The 17,349-nt window shown below is 66.9% G+C and carries 18 protein-coding genes; all 18 read left to right on the forward strand.

The window, feature by feature from the left end:
• Positions 1 to 188: ornithine carbamoyltransferase (locus tag FJY73_10985; GenBank protein MBM3321188.1), on the forward strand; the 188-nt coding region annotated here is incomplete at its 5' end.
• Positions 173 to 1,237 carry an Ig-like domain-containing protein gene (locus FJY73_10990; protein ID MBM3321189.1) on the forward strand — a complete coding sequence of 355 codons (1,065 nt, stop codon included), beginning with the start codon at positions 173 to 175 and terminating at the stop codon, positions 1,235 to 1,237. The genes FJY73_10985 and FJY73_10990, both read left to right, overlap by 16 nt.
• A 105-nt stretch (positions 1,238 to 1,342) precedes the next feature.
• Positions 1,343 to 1,699 carry an integration host factor subunit beta gene (locus FJY73_10995; GenBank protein ID MBM3321190.1) on the forward strand — a complete coding sequence of 119 codons (357 nt, stop codon included), beginning with the start codon at positions 1,343 to 1,345 and terminating at the stop codon, positions 1,697 to 1,699.
• A 352-nt stretch (positions 1,700 to 2,051) separates the two neighbouring features.
• On the forward strand, positions 2,052 to 2,849 hold the full coding sequence (locus FJY73_11000) for a TonB family protein (GenBank protein ID MBM3321191.1): 798 nt from the start codon (positions 2,052 to 2,054) through the stop codon (positions 2,847 to 2,849).
• Positions 2,850 to 2,853: 4 nt separating this feature from the next.
• Positions 2,854 to 3,489 carry a MotA/TolQ/ExbB proton channel family protein gene (locus FJY73_11005; protein ID MBM3321192.1) on the forward strand — a complete coding sequence of 212 codons (636 nt, stop codon included), beginning with the start codon at positions 2,854 to 2,856 and terminating at the stop codon, positions 3,487 to 3,489.
• Complete coding sequence (locus FJY73_11010) at positions 3,486 to 3,953, forward strand: biopolymer transporter ExbD (protein MBM3321193.1); 468 nt, start codon at positions 3,486 to 3,488, stop codon at positions 3,951 to 3,953. Before FJY73_11005 ends, FJY73_11010 begins: the two co-directional genes overlap by 4 nt.
• Entirely contained in the window at positions 3,950 to 6,298 is a 2,349-nt protein-coding gene (locus FJY73_11015; GenBank protein MBM3321194.1) for a S8 family serine peptidase, read from the forward strand. Before FJY73_11010 ends, FJY73_11015 begins: the two co-directional genes overlap by 4 nt.
• 130 nt (positions 6,299 to 6,428) lie before the next feature.
• Positions 6,429 to 7,409 (forward strand): MoxR family ATPase, encoded by a 981-nt coding sequence (locus FJY73_11020; GenBank protein MBM3321195.1) that lies wholly within the window; start codon positions 6,429 to 6,431, stop codon positions 7,407 to 7,409.
• Positions 7,410 to 7,427: 18 nt separating this feature from the next.
• On the forward strand, positions 7,428 to 8,411 hold the full coding sequence (locus FJY73_11025; protein ID MBM3321196.1) for a DUF58 domain-containing protein: 984 nt from the start codon (positions 7,428 to 7,430) through the stop codon (positions 8,409 to 8,411).
• Positions 8,408 to 9,322 carry a hypothetical protein gene (locus tag FJY73_11030; GenBank protein MBM3321197.1) on the forward strand — a complete coding sequence of 305 codons (915 nt, stop codon included), beginning with the start codon at positions 8,408 to 8,410 and terminating at the stop codon, positions 9,320 to 9,322. Before FJY73_11025 ends, FJY73_11030 begins: the two co-directional genes overlap by 4 nt.
• Positions 9,322 to 10,314, forward strand: coding sequence for a VWA domain-containing protein (locus FJY73_11035; GenBank protein ID MBM3321198.1), 993 nt, complete (start codon positions 9,322 to 9,324; stop codon positions 10,312 to 10,314). The genes FJY73_11030 and FJY73_11035 overlap by 1 nt, the downstream gene beginning before the upstream one ends.
• Positions 10,314 to 11,321, forward strand: coding sequence for a VWA domain-containing protein (locus tag FJY73_11040; GenBank protein MBM3321199.1), 1,008 nt, complete (start codon positions 10,314 to 10,316; stop codon positions 11,319 to 11,321). The genes FJY73_11035 and FJY73_11040 overlap by 1 nt, the downstream gene beginning before the upstream one ends.
• A 1-nt stretch (position 11,322) precedes the next feature.
• Positions 11,323 to 12,069 (forward strand): tetratricopeptide repeat protein, encoded by a 747-nt coding sequence (locus tag FJY73_11045; protein MBM3321200.1) that lies wholly within the window; start codon positions 11,323 to 11,325, stop codon positions 12,067 to 12,069.
• Between the two features lie 5 nt (positions 12,070 to 12,074).
• On the forward strand, positions 12,075 to 13,865 hold the full coding sequence (locus tag FJY73_11050; protein MBM3321201.1) for a protein BatD: 1,791 nt from the start codon (positions 12,075 to 12,077) through the stop codon (positions 13,863 to 13,865).
• Positions 13,862 to 14,614 carry a tetratricopeptide repeat protein gene (locus FJY73_11055; protein MBM3321202.1) on the forward strand — a complete coding sequence of 251 codons (753 nt, stop codon included), beginning with the start codon at positions 13,862 to 13,864 and terminating at the stop codon, positions 14,612 to 14,614. Before FJY73_11050 ends, FJY73_11055 begins: the two co-directional genes overlap by 4 nt.
• Positions 14,615 to 14,927: 313 nt before the next feature.
• Positions 14,928 to 15,986 (forward strand): sigma-70 family RNA polymerase sigma factor, encoded by a 1,059-nt coding sequence (locus tag FJY73_11060; GenBank protein MBM3321203.1) that lies wholly within the window; start codon positions 14,928 to 14,930, stop codon positions 15,984 to 15,986.
• 179 nt (positions 15,987 to 16,165) lie between these two features.
• Positions 16,166 to 16,384, forward strand: coding sequence for a hypothetical protein (locus FJY73_11065; protein MBM3321204.1), 219 nt, complete (start codon positions 16,166 to 16,168; stop codon positions 16,382 to 16,384).
• Between the two features lie 154 nt (positions 16,385 to 16,538).
• On the forward strand, positions 16,539 to 17,349 hold an 811-nt coding region (locus FJY73_11070), incomplete at its 3' end, for a DUF3524 domain-containing protein (protein ID MBM3321205.1).

The raw sequence follows: 17,349 nt of genomic DNA on the forward strand, positions 1-17,349 counted from the left end.
CGTTCCAGATCAACCAGGAGCTCCTTCGCCTCGCGAAGAAGGACGCGCTCGTTCTCCATTGCCTGCCGGCGCACCGCGGCGAGGAGATCACCGACGAGGTGATCGACGGCCCTTACTCTGTCGTCTTCGACGAGGCGGAGAACCGCCTGCACGCGCAGAAGGCGGTCCTCGAATGGCTGCTCGCGTGAGAAGAGGCGCGCCGCTTCTCGCCCTCGTCCTTCTCGGGTGCGCGCAGATGGGCGCGCCCCCGGGGGGACCGGTCGACGACACGCCGCCGTCGATCCTCTCGACGTTCCCCGCGGCCGACTCGACCGGAGTCCGTCCGCCCTTCGTCGCATCGATCACGTTCAGCGAGAAGATGGACAAGCGTTCCGTCGAGAAGACGCTCCGCGTCTTTCCGCCCCCCGGACGGATCCGGACCGAATGGGACACAAACACGCTCTTCGTCGAGAACGACTTCTTCGCGCGTGCGGATGCGGCGCCGGAGGGACCGATCACGATTCTCGTTTCCGGGCAAGCCGAGGATCGGAGGGGGAACAAGATCCGCGAGCCGTTCTCGTTCACGTTCACGTCCGACGAGAGCCTCCCGAGAGGAAGCGTGAGCGGCACGATCGAGGGGCTGTCCAAGTCGCCGCAAGCGCCGCCCGCGACCGTTCGTGCGATCCTGCCGATGGAGAGCGATTCGGCTCCGGCGCGCGTGCTCCTCGAAGGGGAGGCCTCACGGGAAGGGGCGTTCCGACTCCGCCCTCTCCCACTCGGGGAGGGGGGACCGCGCCTCGTGCTCGCGTTCCAAGACGAGAACGAGGACGGAACGATCGATTTCGATAGAGAACTCTACGGCTACTCGGTTTCGTTCGCGCTCACGCCGGAGCAGCCGGCCGCCGACTCGCTCCGGATTCGGCTCGTGAGCGCCGACACCCCCGGATCGATCGAGGGGATGGTGGCGATCGACGAGGGGACCGATTCGCTTGTCGTCGCCGTGGAGGCAGAGGACGACACGGCCGCGGCGCCGTCCCTCGTGGAGCCGGATTCGACGGGTGCGTATCGAGTTACGGACCTCCGAGCCGGCGCTTATCGGGTTCGGCTCCTCCGCGGCTCGTTCGAGAAGATGCGCGTGGACGGCCTGGAAAGCGCAACCTCCGTGCTTTCCGAACGTTCGCTCGTTCTCCGCCCGGGAGAGGCGGTGGAGGAGTTCTGCTTACCCGAGGAGGTCCCGGAGCCCCAAGTCACGCATTAAAAAAGAGTTGACACGTTCTCCTCCCACCTGATAGCTTTCCCTCGGAAAGTGTAGGGAGGCTGCGGCTGCCCGCGTCGGCCCGGGCGATCGATCGGGAGGGTTCCGATGACAAAAGCTGATCTTGTGGACGAGGTGGTGCAGGCCACGGGGCTGCCGAAAAAGGATGTGGCCCTCATCGTCGACGGCTTTCTCGAGGCCATCAGCCAAACGCTGATCAACAACGGTCACGTCGAGATCCGTGGTTTCGGGAGCTTCAAGATCAAGTACGCCAAGGCCCGGGTGGCGCGGAATCCTCGATCGGGCGCGACGGTTCATGTCCCGCCCAAGCTCGTCCCCTTCTTCAAGGTCTCCCGCGAGCTGAAGGCTCTCGTCGACGGCGCCGAGGAGCCCTCGGAGAGAACGGGAAGAGAGCAGGGGGCCGAGGCCGCCGGCCTGTCGGGGGATCGCCCCGAGGCCTTCTGATCGCGAACGGACCGGGCCGAAGAGCGCCCATCGAGGAGAACACGACCGATGCCGTGCGGCAAGAAGCGGAAACGCGCCAAGATCGCGGCTCACAAGCGCAAGAAGCGTTTGAAAAGAGACCGCCACAAGAAGAAGCTCCGTTAGCCGGGTCGGCGCGCGCGTTTCGTCGCGCGGCCGCGCGTTCCCTCTCGCCGGACGCGGGTGCTGGGTCGGACGATCGAGACACTCCCCTGGGCGGGTCGCTCGCCCGGATGACGCGCGCGTTCTTGTCGCGAGGACTCGGAGCGCGTGCTGACTCTTCTACCCGCTCGCTATGGGAACCACTCGGAAGAGGAGCCGTCGCATCTGGAGCTTGAGGAGGACCTTCCTTCTCTCGCTTCTCGTGCACGTCTTGACGCCGATCGGGATCGGACGATGCGACCCGGCGCGCGATTGGCTCGGCGCGAAGGAGATCGAGCCGCCTCCTCCGGCGTTCGAGCCGATCGTCTTCGAGCTCGTGGAGCCGACGCCCGGGCCGGAGGCGGAGAGCGTTCCTCCCACGCGCTTCGTTTCGACGAAGAAGAGCCTCGCGCGGTCGGAGCCGTCCGAGGCGCCGCCGGATGCCGAGAACGATCGGCCTCGCTCGGAGGGGATGTCGCCCCTCATGGAGAGCGCTCGCGAGGCGTCGCGCGCGAAGGAGCCGGCCGTCGCGCTCCCTTCGGAGGAGCCCGCGGAGGAACCCGAAGGACTCCGAACGAGGCCCCTCGCGCTCTCTCCCTCCGAGATCCGCCGAGACGTCGCCCGTTCGCTTGAGAGCCGGACGTTCGACAACAAGCGAGGGGCGGCGACGATCCCCGGCGACCTCTCCTTCCACACGGTCGATTTCGAGTTCGCTCCCTATCTGCTCGCGCTCAAGACGAGAATCGAGGAGAAATGGTATCCTCCGGTGGCGTTTCGCGGAGGACTTCCGTACGGGGGGGACACGGTCGCGCGCTTCGTCATCGAGAGGGACGGCTCCCTCGGGGGCCTCGAGGCGCTGAAGAACGCGGACCATCCCTCGCTGGACGTCGCTGCTCTGAACGCGATCCGCTACGCGGCGCCCTTCCCGCCCCTGCCCGAGGGATTCCCGGAGAAACGATGGGTGATCACATGCACGTTCTATTACAGGTGAACGAATGAAGGGCTTCCTCGCGTTCCTCGTGGCGGGCGGGCCCCTCATGATCCCTCTCGGGATCTGCTCGATTCTCGCTCTCGCGGTGATCATCGAGCGCTTCCTGAACCTGAGACGCTCGAAGATCCTTCTCCCCGAAGTCGCGCAGCTCGTCGATACGATCGACGGCCCGGGGGACGTCGACCTCGCGCTCAAGATCCTCGACCGGAACCCGGGGAGCCTCGCGAACGTGATCCGCGCCGGGCTCGAAAGCCGACATCTCCCTCCCGAGGAGGCGCGCGAGATCGTCCAGGACGCGGGGAGACGCGAGGCGAAGGAGATCGAGCGGGGGATCACGGCGCTCGAGGCGATCGCAGGCGTGGCGCCGCTCCTCGGCCTACTCGGCACGGTGACCGGGATGATCCGCGTCTTCCGCGTGATCGCGCTCATCGGCGTCGGGAACGCGAACGCGCTTTCCGGCGGGATCTCCGAGGCGCTCATCACGACCGCCGTCGGGCTCTCGATCGCGATCCCCGCCCTCGTCGCGTACCACTTCTTCTCGAGCCGCTCCGCCGAAATCGTTTCCGATATGGAGCATCTTGCATCGACGCTTCTCCGGAAGCTCCGCCGCATGCGGGGAGAGGAAGACCGCCTTTCATGAACCGGAGAGGGCTCAGCTTCGGAGGGGAGAAGAAACGCGCGCCGCTCGTCAACGTCACCTCCCTCATCGACGCGCTCTTTCTGCTTCTCATCTTCTTCATGGTCTCCTCGACGTTTCGCGACATTCCGGGAATCCCGCTCGACCTTCCCGAGGCGCGCACGGGAGAGGCGACCCGCTCGCAGGGAGTGGAGGTGCAAATCGACGGTGGCGGCGCGGTTCGCATCGAGGGGAAGATCGTCGGGGACGGGGAGGTCACGGAGCGACTTGCGTCCGCACTCGACGCGGCCTCCGCGCGCGACCTCGTTCTTCGCGCGGACCGCGGCGTTCCGTACGGAAAGGTTGTCTTCGTGATGGATCTCGCGCGCTCCCTCCGCGTGAGCCGGCTCGTCGTCGCCACGGAGAACCTCCCGCCGGCGATCGAGAAAGACTCGGATCGCATGGAATCCCCGAGGAAGGAGGAGTGAGCGTGCACCGGCCTCGCAGAGTTCTCATCATGGGTTTCGCGTCGCTCGTCTTCGCTCTCGCCGGTTCCGCGGCGCGCGCGGACGAACCGAGCGCGCCCCCGAAGGAGAAGATCCATCCGCGCCTCGCGGAGCGGATCGCGAAGGAGCAAGGACCGGTCGCCGCGTGGGTCTTCTTCGATCGGAAGGAGAGCCGAGCGCCGTCCGATGCGACCGCGCGCGCACGAGAGAGACGCGCCAAGGTCGGCTACGTCTCCGGCGAAGAGGACGCGCCGGTCGACCCGGCGCGCGTGCGGGCCTTGCGCCGCGAGGGGGCGGAGATCCGGCATCTGTCTCGGTGGCTGAACGCGGCGAGCGTGCGCGCGGACCGGGAGATGATCGAGCGGATCGCGGCGCTCCCCTTCGTGCGACACGTGCGCGAGGTGGCGTGCCTCGCCGCGCCCCCCGCCCCTACCGTCCAAACGCCGGAGAAGAGACCGCACGCCCCGAGCCCTCGCTACGGGCTTTCGGAGATCCAGCTCGCGCAGATCGGTCTCGTCCCTCTCTTGGATGCCGGCTACTCGGGAGATGGAGTGCACATCCTGATGCTCGACTCCGGCTTCTACACCGAAGCTCCCTGCTTCGGCACGATGACGATCGAGCGCAGGCGGGACTTCGTGGACGAGGACGATTCGGTGGAGGGGCTCCTCATCGAGAACCACGGGTCGCAAACCCTCTCGGTCATCGGAGGATACGATCCGCGGTACATCGTCGGACCCGCGCACCGCGCGACCTACTACCTCGCCCGGACCGAGGACACGTGGAACGAGGTTCGCGAGGAGGAGGATCACTGGATCGCCGCGATCGAGTGGGGAGAGAGCCTCGGCGTCGATCTCGCGAGCAGCTCGGTCGGGTACACCGATTGGTACGACCCCTCGGACATGGACGGGAAGACCGCGCCGATCTCGATCGCCGCGGAGGAGGCGGTGGAGCGAGGCATGGTCGTCGTGAACTCGGCCGGGAACGAAGGAGAAGCGGCGTGGCGAAAGATCATCGCCCCCGCCGACGCGCCCGGAGTGCTCGCGGCGGCGGCGGTTACGATCAACGGCGATCGGGTCTATTTCTCCTCCGTCGGGCCGGCCGCGGACGGACGGATCAAGCCGGACCTCGCCGCGCTCGGGAGCCGCGTCGCGGGGCTCTTGAACCCCCGGGAGGGATCGCCGGAGAGGCGCTACGGCGAGTCCCTGAGCGGGACCTCCTATTCGGCGCCACTCATCGCCGGAGCGTGCGCGCTTCTTCTCGAGATCCATCCGATCCTCACGCCCGATCTTCTCGCCGAGGCGCTGAAGAGCACCGCGAGCCGGAGCGCGACCCCGGATACCCTTCTCGGGTGGGGGATCGTGAACGCGCATCGCGCGGCGCTTCTTCCGGTCGTGCGCCACGATCCGTCCGCGGACGTCTCGTGGGACGGAGCCGGCGCGCACGACGTCCGGCTCCAACTCTCGCTCGTTCCCGGCTTCGATCCGCCGCGCGCGGTCTTCGGGGGAAGAGAGGCGTTCACGGATACGACGGCGCTCGACTCGGAGGGAGATTTCGACTTCACCTGCCGAATGCCGGCCGATTATCCCTTCCGACCAACGCGCTACTACTTCCTTTTTACACGAAACGATACGACCTATACGGTTCCGAAAAACGCGCCGGAAGCGTATTACGAAATCGGCGACGCGACGCCCCCGCGGATCGCGCACGCCGAGATCGGGCGTTTTCCGTTCCAGGAGTGGCCGGCCGAGGTCGTCGCGATCGTCGCGGACGCCGCCCCGATCGACGAGGGTTCAGTCGGCGTGGAGTACCGGGTGCTCCCGTCCGGCGGAAAGGGGACACGGAGCGAGCTCTCGACCTTCCCTCTCGCGCGGAGGGACGACTCGACCTTCGCCGCGTTCTTCCCGGAGCCGGTGGAGGCGGATGCTTCGGTCGACTATCGGATCCGCGCCTGCGACGTGAACGGAAACTGCCGGGTCCTTCCGGCCGAGGGATTCTTCACGACCTCGCTCTATTCCGTGGCCTACGCGCTTCTCTACGGCAACGAGCAAGAGGAAGGACCGACGAACCCCTTCGTCGCCGGCTCGGGCGCGGCGTATCGCATCTTCTTCGACCTTCCGGAGAGGAAGGACGTCCGCATCCGAATCTACGACACGGCCGGCCGTCTCATCCGCGAGGTCTGGAGAGGATCGATGCGCGCCGGGGCGCGCCTCTCGGTCGATTGGGACGGAAAGGACGGGGGCGGGAACAGGGTCCGATCGGGCGTCTTCTTCCTCCGCTTCGAGGCGGGCCCGTTCACCGCGACCCGCAAGATCGTCGTGATGAGGTAGAAGACAGGACAAAGACCCGCCCGGGGACGGGAACCCGTCCGCGACCCCCGGGGTAGGAAACCCTCGGGGGGCGGCGCGGAACGGGGGCGGCTTCGCAACCAACGGACCAACACAGGAGACGAAGAGGAGCATGGTTCACGACGACTCGATGGAGAGGATCCGCGAGGAGGGGAGGACGTTCCGACTTCTCGTGGACGAGATCGGCCGCGCGATCGTCGGCCAGGAGTACATGGTGGAGCGCCTTCTCGTGGGGCTTCTCACGGGCGGACACGTCCTCATTGAGGGGGTGCCCGGGCTCGCCAAGACGCTCGCGGCGAACACGCTCGCGCGCGCGGTGAACGCCCGCTTCCAGCGGATCCAGTTCACTCCGGATCTGTTGCCCGCCGACCTCGTCGGAACGATGGTCTACGATCCGAAGACCTCCGATTTCTTCACGCGTAAAGGGCCGATCTTCACCCACCTCCTTCTCGCCGACGAGATCAACCGCGCCCCCGCGAAGGTGCAAAGCGCTCTCCTCGAAGCGATGCAGGAGAAGCAGGTCACGATCGGAACCGGAACGCATCGGCTCGAGGATCCCTTCCTCGTCCTCGCCACGCAGAACCCGATCGAGCAGGAGGGGACGTACGCGCTCCCCGAGGCGCAGGTCGACCGCTTCATGCTGAAGCTTCGCATCACCTATCCGACCCGCGAGGAGGAGCGGCGGATCATGGACCGCTGGGCGGGGGTCGACGCGATCGAGATCCGCCCGGTCGCCGAACTCGATGCGATCCGGAGGGCGCGGGAGACGATTCGGTCGATCCGAATCGACGAGAACCTCAAGGAATACATGGTCGACATCGTCCACGCGACCCGCGATCCGGAGGCATATGGGCTCGACCTCAAGGATTTCATCGCGTACGGAGCGTCTCCGCGCGCGACGCTCTACCTGAACACCGGCTCCCGCGCCCTCGCGTTCCTCGATGGGCGCGACTACGTCACCGCCGACGATGTGAAGGAGATCTGCCCGGACGTTCTCCGGCATCGGATCATCGTCACCTACGAGGCCGAGGCGAAAGAAGTCACGAGCGAGGAGATCCTCCGAAAAGTCCTCGATCGCCTCGAAGTTCCGTAGACGGAGCCGCCACGAGACATGCTGCCGAAGGAACTGATCGGCGAGATCCGCAGGATCGAGATCACCACCCGCTCCCTCGTGGAGAGCCTCTTCTCCGGCGAGTATCACTCTGTCTTCAAGGGGCGCGGGATGGAGTTCGACCAGGTACGCGAGTACCAGGACGGGGACGACGTCCGCGCGATCGATTGGAACGTCACCGCGCGCATGAACCGCCCGTTCGTGAAGGAGTTCGTCGAGGAGCGGGAGCTCGTCGTGATGCTCCTCGTCGACCGGAGCGCCTCGACCGACTTCGGCACCGCGCCCCGTTCCAAGGCAAACATCGCCGCGCGGATCTCTGCTCTTCTCGCGTTCTCCGCGATTCAGAACCACGACAAGGTCGGGCTCATTCTCTTCTCCGACGTCGTGGAGAAGTTCATCGCCCCGCGCAAGGGGAGACGGCACGTTCTGCGAGTGATCCTCGAGCTCCTCTACGGGCAGCCGGAGAAGAAGAAGACGAGCCTTGCCGCGCCGCTCGAACGCCTGAACCGCGTGCAGAAGCGCCGGTCGGTCGTCTTTCTCGTCTCCGACTTCCTCGAGCGTCCGCCGGAGGAGCTTCTCCGCGTGACGAACCGGAGGCACGACGTGATCGCGGTCCGGGTCGCGGACCCGCGGGAGATCGGACCGGGGAGGCGGGAGAAGGAGAAGAGGGGTCTTCCTCGGCTCGCTCGACCGGCGGAAGAACCGATCGAGCCGACCGGGACGGGACCGGACGGCGAGCGAAAAGGGTTCACGATCCTCGGGAGCGCGGATGTCGAGGACTTGGAGACCGGGGAGATCGCCCACTTCCGCGCCGACCGAGCCTTCGTCGAGGCATACAACGCGCGCCGAAGACGAAGCGATGATGAACTAGAGGAGTTCTTCCGAGCGAACGGCGTCGACTTCGTCTCGGTAGAGACCCAAGGAGACTACGTCGAGCCGCTTGTCCGCTTCTTCCGAGCGAGGGAGAGGAGGCTCTTGCGGTGAGGATCGCGCGCCGTCTCTTTCTTCTCCTCATTCTCCTCTCCGCGCGCGCGGAGGCGGAAACGATCGTGACCGCGTCGATCGACCGGGACACGATCACCGTGGGAGATCCGATCCGGCTCACCGTCCGGCTCGAGGCGCAGGCTGGAGAGAACGCGGCTCTCCCGGTGATCGATGATGAGAGGATCGCGCCGTTCGAGATCCTTGAGGTTTCTCCGATTCAAGAGGAAACCGCGGGCGGCGTGCGCCGGGTGTCGCGCGCCTATCGGATCACCGCCTTCCGCACCGGCGCGCACGAGATCCCCTCGTTCCGATCGGACGCGGGAGGGGAGGCGAGCGCTCCGATCCCGGTCGCCGTTCTCTCGATCGGCATCGATCCGTCCGGCGAGATCCGCGATGTGAAGCCGCCCATCGCGTTCGGCCGGGGCCCGCTCGTCTACGTTCTTCCCGCGCTCCTTCTCCTTCTCGCCGCGGCGGCGGCCCTCTTCGTTCTTCGACTGCGCAAGAGAAAGAAGATCCCAGCTCCCGTCCTTGGGCCGGTCGACCTACGGCCCGCGCACGTGATCGCGGCGGAGAGGATCGGCCGATTGGAGAGCGAGCACGCCGCCTCGGCCGGCGTTCCGCGCGCTTTCTATTTCAAGCTTTCCTCGATCGTGCGCGAGTACCTCGATCGGCGCTTCGCTCTCCCCGCGCCGGAGCGGACCACGCGCGAGATCCTTCGAGAGATTCGGAAGGAAAGCATCGAGCCCGAGACGACCGGCCTTTTGCGCGCCCTGTTCCTCCGGTGCGACCTCGTGAAGTTTCGGGGGAACGAACCGCCGCGCGCGGAGGCGGAGAACGCTCTTCGCGAGGCGAGGACGTTCGTGGAGAAGACGCGCGAGCGGGGAGCCGAGAGGGAGGAGGGAGCCGCGTGATCCTCCGCTTCGCGCATCCGTGGGTGCTCGCCGCCGCGCCTCTTCTCCTCGCGCTCCTCGCGGCCGCCTACGTGCGGCGGCGCCGGAGACGCCCGCGGCTCCTCTTCTCGTCCGCCCGGCTTCTTCGCGAAGCGCGCCCGCCCGAGAACCCCGCGCGGCGGCACTTTCCCGCGCTTCTTCGAATGGTCGCGCTCGCGCTTCTTCTCGCCGCACTCGCGCGGCCGCAGTCCGGAGCGCGCGCGATGCGCGTGAGCACGGAGGGAGTCGATATCCTCCTCGCGATCGACGTCTCCACGAGCATGCTCGCGATCGACTTCGAGCCGAACAACCGCCTCGACGCCGCCAAGACGGTGGCCGCGGAGTTCATCCGCGGAAGAGAGCACGACCGGATGGGGCTTGTCGCCTTCGCGGCGATCAGCTTCGTGCAGTGCCCGCTCACGCTCGACCGCGAGATTCTTCTCGGGCTTCTCGAGGAGATCCGCACCGGGATCGTGGAGGACGGCACGGCGATCGGGATGGCGATCGTGAACTGCGTGAACCGCCTGAAGGAAAGCGAGGCGAAGTCGAAGGTCGCGATCCTTCTCACCGACGAGGTGAACAACACGGGAAGGATCGATCCGGCGACCGCCGCGGAGATCGCGCGAACGATGGGAATCCGTTTCTACACGATCGGTGTCGGAAAGGAAGGGGAAGCGCTCTTCCCGATCGACGACCCGATCTTCGGGAGGAGGCTCGTCCGGCAGAAGACCGAGATCGACGAGGAGATCCTCCGGAAGATCGCCGCGAGCACAGGCGGGCGCTACTTCCGCGCGACCGACACGGAGGCGCTCCGCCGAATCTTCGCGGAGATCGGGGAGATGGAGAAGACCGTGATCACGAGCGATACCTACGTGGACTACACGGACCTCTTCGGCTGGTTCCTTCTCCCCGGCGCCGTCCTCTTGCTCGCCGAGGGGATTCTCTCCGCGACGCTCCTCCGGAGGTTTCCGTGATGCGTTTCGGAGCGCCCGATCTTCTCTACGCGCTCGCTCTCCTTCCGCTCGTCTGGCTTCTCGTCCGCCGAGGCCGGAGAAAGAGGGAGGAGGCGATGCGCCGCTTCGGCGACCTCGGTCTCCTTCAAACCCTCTCTCTCGATGCGGACCCGGGGAAGCGGAGGCGCAAGGAGAGGCTGTTTCTTCTCGGGCTCGCCGGGGTTCTCTTCGCTCTCTCGCATCCGCAGTACGGGGAGAGACAACTTCCGGTGAAGCGCGAGGGGATCGACATCCTCTTCGCGCTCGACACATCCCTCAGCATGCTCGCGGAGGATCAGCCGCCGAACCGGTTGGAGCGCGCGAAGGGCGAGATGGCGGGAACGCTCGATCGGCTTCGCGGAGATCGCGTGGGGATCGTGACCTTCGCCGGCACGTCGGTGCCGACGTGTCCGCCGACCACCGACTACGGCGCGGTCCGCATCTTCCTCGGCGGGATCGACGCGTGGACCGTCACGACGGGGGGCACGGCGGTCGCGAAGGCCATCCGCCGCTCGGTCCACATGCTGAAGACGAGCGACGCCGGTTCGAAGGCCGTGATCCTTCTCACCGACGGCGAGGATCACGAGGGGGACGTGCTCGCGGCCGCCGGCGAGGCGGCGGATGCCGGGGTGCGCATCTTCCCCGTCGGGCTCGGGCTCGGCGAAGGAGAGCTGATCCCGCTCCCGCAGACGGAGGGGAGCGGTTTCAAGCGGAACCGCGTGGGAGAGTTCGTCGTGACCCGCCGGAACGATGCCGTGCTCCGCGAGATCGCGGAGAAGACCGGAGGGCGTTTCTACGTCCTCGCGGAGGAACCGAACGCGCTCGACCGGATCCTCGACGCGCTCTCGGGAATGGACAAGACCGAGTTCGAGTCGAGGGTTCTCGTGGTCCGCGAGGAGCGCTACGTCTGGTTCCTTCTCCCTGCTACACTGCTCCTCGCGATCGAGTTCCTTCTCGGCACCGCCGGCGCCGCCAGGAAGGAGGCGTAACGTGTTCCGATGGAAGGTCGAGGGAGCCGTTCTTCTCGCCGCGTGCTTCCTGGTCGGCTGGGGAGACCCGGTCCGCGAGGAGACCGCGCGGGGCGTGAAGGCGTACCGCGAGAAGAGGTACGAAGAGGCGCTCGCCTCGTTCTTCCAAGCGGCGCGCGAAGCGCCCGACCGCCCGGTCCTCTCGTTCAACCTCGGCGCCGCGCTCTATCAGAACGAGCGTTTCGAGGACGCGCTCGCCGCGTTCCACGCCGCAAGACGGGGCGAAGAGACTGAGGCGGCCGCCCTCTACGGCGCCGGGAACACCCTCTTCCGAGCGGGAAAGCCCGCGGAGGCGGCGGAGCTCTACAAACAGGCTCTCCGCCGGGACCCGAACGATCCCGACGCGAAGCACAACCTCGAGCTCGTCCAACGCCTGCTCGACGAGATGGAGAATCAAGAGGATCAACGGCAGGAATCGCAGTCGAGCGAAGGCGAATCGGAGAAAGCGAGGGAGCAGGAGAAACCGGAGGGGGCGCAAGAGCAACGCGAGGAAGAAGGTGAAGAGAGGAATCCTTCACCGGCGAACGAAAACGAAACCCCCGCGCCGGAAGAAGCCGAGACGGGAGAGGAGCCTCCCTCCCCGGACGAGATGTCGCGGGCGGAGGCGGAGAGAATCCTCGCCGCGCTCGCCGAGGAGGAGGAGAACCTCCGGCGCGAGAGCATGGAAGAGCGGCGCGCGAAACGCAAGGCGACCGCGAAGGATTGGTAGGAGCGATGCGCGCGATCGGGGCTTCGGTTTGGATTTCGCTTGCGGCGCTTCTTCTCTTCCGTGCGGAGGCGGGCGCGATCGAGCTCGACGTTCGCGCGGACCGGACGGAGATCGATCTCGAAGGCCGGATCACGCTCACGCTCACGATCCGGGGCGCGCAGGGGGATGTGGAGATCGACCTCGGGTCTACGGACGGCTTCCGCCCCTACTCATCGGGAACCTCGCAGAACATCTCGATCGTCAACGGGCGCATGGACGCATCGCTGACGCATACCTATCTCCTCTTCCCGAGCGAAAAGGGAGAGTTCACGATCGGGCCGTTCCGGGCGATGCACGGCCGAGAAGAGGCGACCGCGCCGGCGATCCGCGTCCGGGTCACGGAAGCCGCCGGTCCCGCTCCGTCGCCGCGCCCGGAGCCGCCCGCCGAGCGGAAGCGCGGCGAGCAGCGGGACGTGTTCATCCGAACCTTCCTCGATAAGAAGGAAGCCTACATAGGCGAGGCGATCACGCTCACGTTCCGCCTTTACACGCGCATCCGCTTCGCGGGGGACCCGCAGTACGAGCCGCCGTCCACCGAGGGTTTTTGGAAGGAGGACCTTCCGCCGCAGCAGCGCTCCTACACCGAGATCGACGGGCGGCGGTATCTCGTCACGGAGGTGAAGACCGCGCTCTTCCCGACCCGTGCGGGGCGGCTCGCGGTCGGCCCGGCGGGACTTACCTACGAGGAAGACGCGTTCTTCTCCAGCGATCCCTTCGAGCTTCTGCGGGGGGGCCTCGGGAGGAGGCGCCCGGTGCGCGAGACCCTCCGCACCGATTCGCTCGCGGTCCAGGTGAAGCCGCTTCCGGAGAACGGACGGCCGCCCGGCTTCGGGGGCGCGGTCGGTTCCTTCGTGTTTCAAGCATCTCTCGACAAGAACGAGGTTCGGGCGAACGAGCCGGTGACGCTGAGCTTGACGGTGGAGGGGGAAGGGAACATCCAGGCGGCCACGCTTCCCGAAACGCGCGTCCCCGACAGCTTCAAGGTGTACGACTCGGGGAGCTCGACGGATGTCTCGAAAGAGGGTTATCGGGTGCGCGGCCGGAAGACCTACACCCGCGTTCTCGTGCCGCGGTACGGAGGCGACTACGAACTGCCGCCGGTCTTCTTCTCGTTCTTCGATCCGGAGCGGGGCACGTACGTCACCCGCACCGCGGGGCCCTTCCCGATCCGGGTGGAGGGCCCCCTCCCCGAAGAGAAGAGGGAGCAGAGGGAGATCGCGAGGCGGGAAGAGGACATCCGCTATCTCAAGGAGCCGGGCGATCTCCGGTGGAGAAGCTCCGATGAGGCGCCTCCCCTCCGCGCGCTCGCCGCAGGGAATCTGCTCCCGCTCCTTCTCCTCGGCGCCCTGTACGCGGCGCGGAAGAGAAGGGAGAAGTACGCGCGCGATCCGGCGTGGGCGCGCGCGCGCCGGGCGGATCGGGCGGCGCGCGAGTTCTTGACGGACGCTCGTCGAAAACTCCCGGGGGGCGACCCGCGCGAGCTCGCCGCCTCGCTCTCGCGCGGGCTCATCGGGTTTCTCTCGGACAAGGGGAACATTCCCGCAACCGGCATGACGCGGAGAGAGCTGGACCGAGAGCTGGCCGGCCGAGCGGTCCCCGCGGAAACGCGCGAGCGGCTCTCCCGATTTCTCGAAGCGTGCGACCGCGCCCGCTTCTCGGAAACCCCGCTCTCCGGAGAGGAGCGCGCGAGGCTCGTCCAGGAAGCCGAAGACCTTCTGCGATTGCTCGGGCGGAGGATGTCGGAGGGAGGTCGATGAGGGGGACCGTCTCAGCCGCGGCGCTTCTCCTGCTTGCGAGCATGGCGCTGGCGAGCGAAAACGCGGACGCGCTCTTCGTCGATGGGAACAAGGCCTACCGCGAGGAGCGTTTCGCCGAAGCGGTCGCCCTCTACGAGCGAGCGCGCGCGCAAGGCGTCGCGGGAGGAGCGCTCTATTACAACCTCGGCAACGCGCACTTCCGGACCGGGGACATCGGGCGCGCGAGGGCGAACTACGAGAGAGCCCGGCGCTTCATCCCGCGCGACGCCGACCTCCGCGCCAACCTGGACTTCCTGAGGGGGCGCATGCTCGACCGGGCGATGGTGCCGGCCGAGTTCCCGCTCCTCCAGCTCCTCGGCGGGCTCGCCGCGTTCTTGACCTGGCGGGAGTGGCTCTTCCTCGCGGAGATCGGCTACGCCCTCTTTCTTCTCGCCGTGGGAGCGCACCTTCTCCGGCCGTCCCTTCGCGCGAGAACACGCGGGCCGCTCCAGGCTGGGGCGGTTCTTCTCGTCCTCCTCCTCCTTCTTCTCGGGCGCGCGCTCCAGGACCAGGTGCACACGAGACGAGCCTGCGTGCTCCCCGGCGAGATCGCGGTGCGGAGCGGCCCGGGAACGAGCTTCACGGAGGAGTTCTCCCTGCACCAGGGAACCGTGCTCCGCTTGGAGAGGGAAGCGGAGGGCTGGGCTTTCGTCTCGATCACCCCCGATCTCAAGGGCTGGCTCCCCTCGGATGCCCTCGAGAAGATCTAGACCGCTTGGATCTGGCACCTCGGTACGCACGGACGCTGTGCACAGCGTTCACAGACAACCTCTTGCGGCGGAGACAATTAGCGCAACCATTCCGCGGGGTGTGAATCGGGTATACAGAGGGCCCCCTCGTGCCCGGTCGCAGAGCCCCAACAAACCACTTCATTCGGTCGTTTGAAATGATTCAGAAGACGTAGGTTCCGTCCAATCGTCACCGAAGTTCTCACATATGGCATGGAACGTGCGGAGCGGTCCGTTCAGGAATCGACACCTTTTGCGTGGGCTTCCGCACTTGGGCCTGAACCTGGAGTCCCCTATGCCAGGAGCAGCGGCGGTCACCCGGCGGATCGGGATCCGAGACGAGAGCGTCCCTTGGGAGCTCGTTCTCGGTCTCGGAACCGAGGAGTGTGGCTGGATGATCGGGGTCGCGCGCGACCACGGGTCCGACCCGAGGGTCGACGAAGACGAGGGGGACAACATGTTCGAACAGACGCTCGAGGACGAGGCAGAAGCAAGGGAGCGGGCCGCATCCCGTGACTCGGTCGGCATCTATCTGCGCGACATCCGCCGCTTCCCCCTGCTCAAGAAGGACGACGAGACCCGCGTCGCCTGGCGCGTCCGGAGCGGGGACGAGGAGGCGCGCGCCGAGCTCATCGCCAAGAACTTGCGCCTCGTGATCAGCATCGCCAAGCGCTATCAGGGAATGGGACTCTCCCTCGAGGACCTGATCGAGGAGGGGAACATCGGCCTCATGAAGGCGGTCGAGCGCTTCGAGGTGGAGCGCGGGCTCCGCTTCAGCACGTATGCGTCCAAGTGGATCCGCCAGGCGGTCACGCGCGCGCTCGTCAACAAGAGCCGGACCGTCCGGATTCCGGCCAACGTCCTCGTGCTGATCAAGCAGTACTTGATGGCTCAACGGGAACTGCTTCAAGAGTTGGGCCGCGCGCCGGCCGCGGAGGAGATCCGCGAGCGCGTCGGCCTCCCGCGCAAGCGTTTCCTTGAGATCGCGCGGTTGGCGAAGGGGATCCTCTCCCTCGACCAGCCGATCGAGGTCGATGTGAACGCCCACGTGCTCCACGATGTTCTCGCGGATCGGGGGGCGGCGAGCCCGCTCGAACAGGCGATGGAGGGATTGCAGAGAGATCTCGTCCTTCGCCTGCTCGACGCCCTTCCGGAACGGGAAGCTCGGATCCTTCGGATCCGCTACGGGTTCGAGACCGGCGAACCGCGGTCGCTCGAACAGACCGGCAAGCTGCTCGGGGTCACGCGCGAGCGGATCCGGCAGCTGGAAGGACGCGCCCTCCGCAAACTGCGGGAGCTCCTTGCCCAGATGGAGGCGACTCCGGACGCGGCGGCGGCCGGACAGGTCGCCTGACGTCGTCCTCGAAGATCGAGAAACCCCGCGCGGACGCCACGCGCGGGGTTTCGCTTGCGGCCGGAGTCCGTCGGACCGCGCAACCTCCGCGCTTTCGGACCGGACCCCCTCCTCTCAAGACCCCTCCCGAGCCGCCGATAATCGGAAAGAAGACGAGTCTCGAACAAGGTGGGGACAAGATGACGATTCTTCTTGGAATTGCCGCGTACTTCGCGTTCGCGATCCTCGTAGGCCGCTTCCTCTCGCTCTCCACGCGCGGAACCGTGGTGCTCGCGGGACCGGCCGCGCCGCTCTACACGCCGGCCGTGACGGAGAACCTCGCGCCCGCGCCGCGAGAGAAGCGGATCGAGAGAGCGCATGAGGAGCGCACGATCGAGACCGAGGAGCTCGCCCGCTAGCCGAGACGCCTCACGGGGAGCCCCTGCGCGGCGCGCGTTTCGTATCCAGGCGCCTCGGCCGACCGGCCGGCGCGATTCTCTCTCCCTTCGCAAGCTTAGGAAGTCGTCCGAGACACGCGCGGCGGCCGAGACTCCGCTACAATCCTCTCCGACGATGGCAAGGATCCTTCTCCTCGAGCCCTTCTTCGGCGGTTCCCATCGCGCGTTCGCGGAGGGCCTCGCGCGCCGCTCCCGGCACACGATCGAGCTCCTCACCGCCCCAGGGCGCTTTTGGAGATGGCGCATGCGGGGGGCCGCGATCGAGTTCGCCCGGCGCGCCCGCACGATCGATCCCCCGGATCTTCTCTTCGCCTCCTCGATGCTTTCTCTCGCCGAGTTCCTCGGTCTCGCACCCGAGGGTTTCCGGACCGTGCCGCGCGTTCTTTACTTCCACGAGAATCAGCTCACCTATCCGCTTCCGGAGAACGAACGCCGCGACCTGCATGTCGTGATGACCGAGATCGCCTCGGCGCTCGCCGCGGACCGGATTCTCTTCAACTCCGAACACCATCGCCGCGAGCTTCTCGCCGCGCTCCCCGGTTTTCTCCGCGGGCTCCCGGATCGAAAGCCGGCTGGCGTCGCGGAGCGGTTCCGGGCGCTTTCCTCGGTGCTGTCGCCGGGGGTCGACTTCGCGTCGCTTGGGACGTTCCGCGAGCGAACGCGGCCAGAGGGGAAGCCCCCGGTTCTCCTCTGGAATCATCGGTGGGAGCACGACAAGGGGAAGGACCTCCTTCTCGATCTTCTCCGCGGCCTTCGGAGAAGGCGGGTGTCGTTCCGGCTTGTCGTGACCGGAGCCCCGCGCGGCGCGCGATCCGATCTCTTCGAGGAGCTCCCGCGGGCGGCGGGAAGTTCTCTCGCTCACGTCGGCTTCGCGAGGACCCGGTCCTCCTACGCGCGGCTTCTCGCGCGCGCGGATCTCGCCGTCT

It is taken from the genome of Candidatus Eisenbacteria bacterium, assembly GCA_016867715.1.
Lineage (GTDB): Bacteria > Orphanbacterota > Orphanbacteria > Orphanbacterales > Orphanbacteraceae > VGIW01.

Bases quoted from the DNA above. Each gene is read 5' to 3' on its own strand.
- FJY73_10990 (MBM3321189.1), top strand. From the start codon at position 173: ATGGCTGCTCGCGTGAGAAGAGGCGCGCCGCTTCTCGCCCTCGTCCTT.
- FJY73_10995 (MBM3321190.1), top strand. From the start codon at position 1,343: ATGACAAAAGCTGATCTTGTGGACGAGGTGGTGCAGGCCACGGGGCTG.
- FJY73_11005 (MBM3321192.1), top strand. From the start codon at position 2,854: ATGAAGGGCTTCCTCGCGTTCCTCGTGGCGGGCGGGCCCCTCATGATC.
- FJY73_11010 (MBM3321193.1), top strand. From the start codon at position 3,486: ATGAACCGGAGAGGGCTCAGCTTCGGAGGGGAGAAGAAACGCGCGCCG.
- FJY73_11020 (MBM3321195.1), top strand. From the start codon at position 6,429: ATGGTTCACGACGACTCGATGGAGAGGATCCGCGAGGAGGGGAGGACG.
- FJY73_11025 (MBM3321196.1), top strand. From the start codon at position 7,428: ATGCTGCCGAAGGAACTGATCGGCGAGATCCGCAGGATCGAGATCACC.
- FJY73_11040 (MBM3321199.1), top strand. From the start codon at position 10,314: ATGCGTTTCGGAGCGCCCGATCTTCTCTACGCGCTCGCTCTCCTTCCG.
- FJY73_11050 (MBM3321201.1), top strand. From the start codon at position 12,075: ATGCGCGCGATCGGGGCTTCGGTTTGGATTTCGCTTGCGGCGCTTCTT.
- FJY73_11055 (MBM3321202.1), top strand. From the start codon at position 13,862: ATGAGGGGGACCGTCTCAGCCGCGGCGCTTCTCCTGCTTGCGAGCATG.
- FJY73_11060 (MBM3321203.1), top strand. From the start codon at position 14,928: ATGCCAGGAGCAGCGGCGGTCACCCGGCGGATCGGGATCCGAGACGAG.
- FJY73_11065 (MBM3321204.1), top strand. From the start codon at position 16,166: ATGACGATTCTTCTTGGAATTGCCGCGTACTTCGCGTTCGCGATCCTC.